This window comes from Moraxella lacunata (assembly GCF_002027545.1).
In the GTDB taxonomy this organism is placed as follows: domain Bacteria; phylum Pseudomonadota; class Gammaproteobacteria; order Pseudomonadales; family Moraxellaceae; genus Moraxella; species Moraxella lacunata.
This window is the reverse complement of sequence record NZ_MXAN01000010.1, coordinates 23503-29502: the sequence shown is the minus strand read 5'-3', so window position 1 is coordinate 29502 and position 6000 is coordinate 23503. Positions and strand designations below refer to the sequence as shown.

6 protein-coding genes are annotated in these 6000 nt (G+C 47.1%); 2 read left to right on the top strand and 4 right to left on the bottom strand.

Annotated elements, in window-relative coordinates; genetic code table 11:
* Nucleotides 1-94: 94 nt before the first annotated feature.
* A complete protein-coding gene (locus B5J94_RS02220) occupies nt 95-991 on the bottom strand; it encodes a substrate-binding periplasmic protein (RefSeq protein WP_062501697.1) in 897 nt (298 codons plus the stop codon).
* 321 nt (nt 992-1312) lie between these two features.
* Nucleotides 1313-2230 carry an EamA family transporter gene (locus B5J94_RS02215; RefSeq protein WP_228144499.1) on the bottom strand — a complete coding sequence of 306 codons (918 nt, stop codon included), beginning with the start codon at nt 2228-2230 and terminating at the stop codon, nt 1313-1315.
* Nucleotides 2231-2376: 146 nt separating this feature from the next.
* Here B5J94_RS02215 and B5J94_RS13795 point away from each other — a divergent pair, with 146 nt between their 5' ends.
* Together B5J94_RS13795 and B5J94_RS02210 are read left to right on the top strand one after the other, a co-directional pair.
* Nucleotides 2377-2619, top strand: coding sequence for a hypothetical protein (locus B5J94_RS13795; RefSeq protein ID WP_143821880.1), 243 nt, complete (start codon nt 2377-2379; stop codon nt 2617-2619).
* A complete protein-coding gene (locus B5J94_RS02210; RefSeq protein ID WP_062498821.1) occupies nt 2549-3160 on the top strand; it encodes a hypothetical protein in 612 nt (203 codons plus the stop codon). The genes B5J94_RS13795 and B5J94_RS02210 overlap by 71 nt, the downstream gene beginning before the upstream one ends.
* Before the next feature lie 245 nt (nt 3161-3405).
* Here the strand turns inward: B5J94_RS02210 and B5J94_RS02205 are convergent, their stop codons facing one another.
* Both B5J94_RS02205 and B5J94_RS02200 read right to left on the bottom strand, forming a co-directional pair.
* Complete coding sequence (locus B5J94_RS02205) at nt 3406-5211, bottom strand: DUF294 nucleotidyltransferase-like domain-containing protein (RefSeq protein ID WP_062498834.1); 1806 nt, start codon at nt 5209-5211, stop codon at nt 3406-3408.
* A gap of 72 nt (nt 5212-5283) precedes the next feature.
* The gene (locus B5J94_RS02200; RefSeq protein WP_079363906.1) at nt 5284-5733 is read right to left on the bottom strand and encodes a YbaN family protein; all 450 of its coding nucleotides are present in this window, start codon (nt 5731-5733) and stop codon (nt 5284-5286) included.
* Between the last annotated feature and the right edge of the window lie 267 nt (nt 5734-6000).

Below are 6000 nucleotides of genomic sequence, written 5' to 3'. Positions count from 1 at the left end.
GTAGCTGTTTTTTGCCCCAATAGTAGCCCAACAATCACCCAAAACAAAAACCCCAACACGTGGGGCTTTTGTTTGTACTGTCTTTTAAAAAGACTTACTGAGCATTGGTGTTAACGGTCATATTAACGATGGGGTACTGTGAATCTTTACCAAACCACTTATCATAAGTGCCGTCTTCTTTGACCTTCTTAAGACCGCTGTTAAGCTTGTTTAGTAGCTCGGTGTTGCCTTTTTGTACCACATAACCCAATTGTAGGTTTTTCTCTTTGGGCAGTTGCAGGGTGTAAATCTCTTTACCTTCTGTTTTTGGTAAAAAGCCTTGTAGCGTCACCACGTTGTCAATCATGACATCGCTATGACCTTGGATGACGTTTTGAAAGGCAAGGAAGTTACTTTTGACACCATGCTTTTCATTACCCTTTGGCACATACTCTTCATCAACGATGGTTTCCATGACGATATTCTTTTGTACGGCGATGGTTTTACCAGTGATGTCATTAATGGATTGTGGGCGACCTTCTTTTTCCAAGCCCAAAAATGCCAATGGCAACTCAAAATAAGACTCCGAGTAATCCACCACTTCTTGGCGCTCAGGCAGGATAAAGATGGATGACGCTCCCAAATCGTCCTTGCCTTCTTGTACCGATGGGACGATATTTAAAATCTCATTGGCTTGATAATCAGGTTTAAACCCTTCTTTTTCGGCAATGGCGTCTAGCAAATCAACGTCAAAACCGACGATTTTACCGTTTTCGTCCAAATACTCAAAAGGTGGGTAATAAGGGTCAATCGCCACACGATAAGTCGGTAGATTGGCAGTGTCTTTGGGTGCGTCCGCTTGTTGGACGTTGCTCTCTGCTGGGGCAGTTGTGGTCGCTGACTGTGGGGCGGTCTCTTGGGCGGGTGCTGACTCTTTGTTACAAGCAGTCAAGGCAAATACACTCATCAATGCCAAACTTAGACACTTGGTGCGAAATAGGGTACGGCTCATGATAAAATCCAAATGTTAAAGGGGGAACACCTTGGGGTGTGTTGAACCTTTATAACACAACTTAAAATTTACCCAGTTAAGTGGTCGGATTGTTTTTCTGCGTCAAAAGCTCGTTTGATAGAACGACTATCAGCCTGCATTTTTTCCTTGAAAAACGTGCGATTTTTCTCATTTTTCATTGCAAATACAAAAGTTCAGCACACCATACTTAAAATAAGGCATTTGCCATTGTAGTAGATTTTAAAAAGAATACAACACAATTTGTCACGAAAAAATGACAATTGGGCAATGTCACAAGTGGTTAAATAACAGGCGACGCCATCATTTAAACCCCCACCGCTTTGCCACACCCTGTATCAACAAACAAATAATCCCCACCCAAATCAGCCCAAAACTTGTCAGCATTTGCCATTCAAACGCTCCGCCCAACACCGTAATGGCAAGGACAAACAGCAACGCAGGTTCAAGATAACCGAGCAATCCAAACAAAGACGTGGGCAGTAAGCGGTTGGCTTCTAGGTTCGCCTGTTGCGATAATACGCTAATGAGCCCCAAACCGATGACCTTGAATATCATCACAGGCGAGCCGATAACCGCCGACATTGCAGACTCATGAAAACACAACGCCACAAGGCAAATGGGGGCAATGATACTCAAATCCACAAACAGCCCCGTCAAGGCAGGGATATTTTGTCGCCGTCTCATCACATAAAAAATCGGATAAGCCAAACACACCCAAAACGTCGCCCAGCTGACCCGTCCCGTCCGCACAATCTCCATGCCCACGCCCACGCCTGCACATGCCACCGCAAGCCACTGCAAGCGAGTAAGCCGCTCACCCATGACAAAGCCAACCAATACCATCACCAGCGGGAACAAAAAATAGCCCATAGACACCGCCACGCCATGACCATTTAGGGGTGCATAGACAAACAGCCACAACTGACTGGCAAGAATGGGCGTGGGGGCAAGTAACCACGCCCAGCCCCGAACCCCCTTGACCCGAGACAGCCCGCCCAACACAAATTCCCATTTGCCAAGCGTGCTGATGAGTATCACCAAACACCCCCACATCATGACCATCCGCCACAAAAACACCGCCGTCCCCGTCAAGGGCGGTAGCCACTTGCCATAAGCATAAACCATGGCAAACATGACATTGGACAAGATAGCAAGGGTTACACCTAGGGCAAAGGTGTTTTTGGGTAAGCTAAATTGGGCGGGTAGGGCAAGGTTCATGGTCTTTGGTTGATACATTGATAAAAGATGACGTATTATAAAAGGTTTGTTTGATAAAAATTTTTATCTTTTATCATCATGATGATTAATTTTTGCAAAAATTGGCTACTTTTGATAAAATTTACCAAAAATTTTGCTTGCCGACCATGACCCAAGACCTAGATGACCCCGACAAAACCCTGCCAAACCCACTCCAAGACGACTGCACTCACCACTTAAAACCCTTGCCGAGCATACAGGCACATCGCCTGCCACCGTACAACGGCGTATCAGTCAGCCCTGCCAAGACGTATCACGCTTTAACTCATAAGGATTATCATGAAATACACCTTCCTTTTCATCGCCATGCTTGCCCTGAGTGCCTGCGACAAATCCGCCACCGAGCATAACTTTGCCCCTGCCACGGGTCAGTCGCCTGATGAGTCATCTACACAATTATCTGCCGAGCAACCGAGCGAGCCAACCACCCCCGAGAACCCCCACGACTTACAAGCTCTTGCCAGTGAGCTTAGCACATCCGACCCGTCCGCCTTGCCTGATGTACAGCCACTAACCACCGCTGACGGCAAAATCGCCCTTGACAAGACCCACATTCTCACCGACACGCCCAAGGCAGACACGGCAACGTATGACTACCTCATCGCCCTTGATAGCATGGCGGTCAAAAATTACGCCAAAGCCTATGACATCACGGACAAGCAAGCCCAACACAGCATGGTCATCGCCATGGCAAGCCCCGAAGTACTTAGCAAAATCCTAGACCAATTAAGAGACGGCAGATACATCGCCCATCAGCTCACTGATGGGGCGGACATGACGCTCGTCATCACGACCACCCCCGATGTCGTGGCGGATAAGTTTGATTATGTCTTTGCCGATGAGTTCGGGCGTGGCTTGGTGTTGCCAGTGATAATACAGCCCAAGGAATGATGTTAAAAAAAATGATGTTAAAGGCATTATTTTAAAGGCATGGTTAGGACGGATAATAATCCGCCCTGTCTGTGCGTCGTATTTAGATTGGTACACCCAATAAACTTTTAAATTACTATAAACGTAATGCTGTATGGATGTAGGGGCGTGCTGAACACGCCTATAAAATTGGTGTGTTATCAAAGGACGTGCGGAGCCAGTCCCTACAAAGCCTGTGGTAAATATCAAATTCGTTAGGTATATCATCACTCATTATGAAGTCCAAACTGTGATTTGACTTCATGTTTAAAGCGTTTGACCACCGCCAACGCATCTTTTAACAAATCACGCTCCAAGGTAGAAAGTAGCTCGGTATCCACCTGATTGGGGCTAATCGGCTCGCCATTTCGCACATAAAACAGCCCTGCATTTAGGCGAATGTTCATCAGATACCCCAGAGCATCTGCCGTATCTTTGGCGAGCGTGTCGCTGATAATGCCTTGATTTTTTAGAGCAACAAGTCGCTCAAAGGTGCTGGTCTCATCCACCCCCGACTTTAACGCCAACGCACGCACGCCATGCACCACAGGGAATAGCCCCATTTTTTTCACGTCCATTTTGTGATTGTCCGCTTTACCCAGCATTTTGGCAAAAAAGCCCCGATTATGCTCATCAAACTGCATAATCGCACGGGCAAAATTCATCTGCATGCCCACGTCTTTATCCAAATGGGCGTTCAGATGGCGTTTGACTTCATCAAGAAGCTCCGTCTTACCCGCCACCGTCCGTGCATCCAAAAATATCGCCATGTCCATGAGGCTCTCGCCATCGGCACTTTTGCACCAATGGGCGACCGTGCGTTTAAAGTCACTGACTGTCTGACACCATTTGGGATTGGATACCATAATTCCGCCCATACATGGCGGATAGCCAAATTTGTCAAGTGTATCGGAGAACTTGACCGCATACTCATGTAAGGCATTCATATCCACGTCATCATCGGCGATTAGGGCATTGTCTTGGTCGGTCTTTAACACCTGCTCGCCACGCCCCTCCGACCCCATGACGATAAGGCACGTCTTGGCGACCATCTCAGGCGGTGCTATCATCTGCCACGCCTTTTCAAACAGTTGTCCGTTTAGCACCTGCATTAGGCGAGCAAGCTGAACAGCACTCATGCCACTGGCTTGCAACGATGAGATGGACTGAGTCATGCTGTGGGCAATCTTGGCAAGCTCATCAAGGCTGTCCGCTCGGTGCAACCGCTCGGCAACCAAATGGCTATGGCTTGACAGATACGCCAAAATATCCATCTGCTCCAAAATCCCCACAATCCGCCCATCGTCCTTGACGACAAGGCGTTGAATGCGGTGATTCATCATGGTAAGCAAGGCATTGAACAAAAAGTCATCTCCGCCAATCCCAACAAGCCCAAAGTTGGCATGAGCAAAAATCGCCCCACCTGTGTCCGCTCCATTTGCCACAATATCACGAAATATCGCCTCGGTAATCAGCCCCACCTTGTCATCATGGCGTACCAGCACCGATTTGGCTTTGTGTTCACGCATCAGGCGAGCAAGCTTAGCAAGGCTCATGCCCCCATCTGCCCACAGCGTGTCATGATGAAAAGCATCCGATACCTTCGCATGAAAAAGCTGAGACAGCTCATGCCCTTCGTGCCGAGTGATGCTAGACAACCGCTCGGCAATGCCTGCATAAAAATACGCCCCAAAACGCACGTTTGAGCTTATTAAATTTAAAATCAAGGACTTAGGCAAGGCATAGACAAGGCATTGCTCGGCACAAATAAAGCTGTGCGGACTGACATTTTCAAACAACGCCCGTGTCTCAAAACTGTCATTGGTGCGGTACAACGCCACCACGTCACCATCATCGCCAAGCTCTTTGACCACGCCTTTGATGACGACATACAGAGCGTCCATCGGCTCGCCTGCGGTAATGATGGGAGCATTGTCATCAAAAAAGACGATTTGGACTTGTTTTTGCAGGTGTTTTTGTTCGGTGGGGGTTAGGGTATTGTAGGGGGCAAAATTGAAATTAAATCTATCCATGATGGCTGTCCGTGCTTTTTGGTTGGTAAACATTATAGCATAAAATAACCACAGGACAAGGCATCAAGCGTGCTAAGCATCAGGCAGACGATACATCCAAATGGCAGTCACCAGACAAATCCCACTTGTCAGCACCGCCACCCACAGTTTATCGGGGGGCAGTCGCCAAAACAAAAACGCACTGGACATCGTCATCATGCTCCACGCCAGATATTTGGCAAAGCGTGGCATGGCACGTCGCTCTTCCCAGTCGATGAGCATTTTACCAAAAATCTTATGTCTCATAAGCCAGCCATGAAACCGCCGAGAGCTTTTCGCCCAGCAGTAACCTGCCAGCAGGATAAATACCGTGGTCGGCATACCGGGCAGTATCGCCCCCAAAATCCCAAGCCCCACAAAAATAAATCCCATGATAAAAAACGCCCAACGTAACAAGACATTCTGATGTATGTCGTGTTTGGACGGTCGTGATGATGGGGTATGGTCGGGGTCGGTATAATCAGGGTCGGTGTGGTCGGACATGGCAATACAACAATCAAGGCAGGCTGATACCTACTATCGGCAAGATAACGCCTTTATTTGCAGATTTATCGCAGAATTATCTTGTCATAAAAGCCCTATTATAGCACTTTGGCAATCAGTGCGAGATTTAAAATATTGAAAATAAAAATCACCCACCTTTATAGGACAATACAGCATAGCATAAATAAGGCATGTTTGTAAACATTAATGATTATTATTTTTTTATTTACAAATTGATAAAAATAGGTTATTGTATATCCGTTTTTA

Coding starts and splice junctions, on each gene's coding strand:
- B5J94_RS02220 (WP_062501697.1), bottom strand. CDS start 991: ATGAGCCGTACCCTATTTCGCACCAAGTGTCTAAGTTTGGCATTGATG.
- B5J94_RS02205 (WP_062498834.1), bottom strand. CDS start 5,211: ATGGATAGATTTAATTTCAATTTTGCCCCCTACAATACCCTAACCCCC.
- B5J94_RS02200 (WP_079363906.1), bottom strand. CDS start 5,733: ATGTCCGACCACACCGACCCTGATTATACCGACCCCGACCATACCCCA.
- B5J94_RS13795 (WP_143821880.1), top strand. CDS start 2,377: ATGACCCAAGACCTAGATGACCCCGACAAAACCCTGCCAAACCCACTC.
- B5J94_RS02210 (WP_062498821.1), top strand. CDS start 2,549: ATGAAATACACCTTCCTTTTCATCGCCATGCTTGCCCTGAGTGCCTGC.
- B5J94_RS02215 (WP_228144499.1), bottom strand. CDS start 2,230: ATGAACCTTGCCCTACCCGCCCAATTTAGCTTACCCAAAAACACCTTT.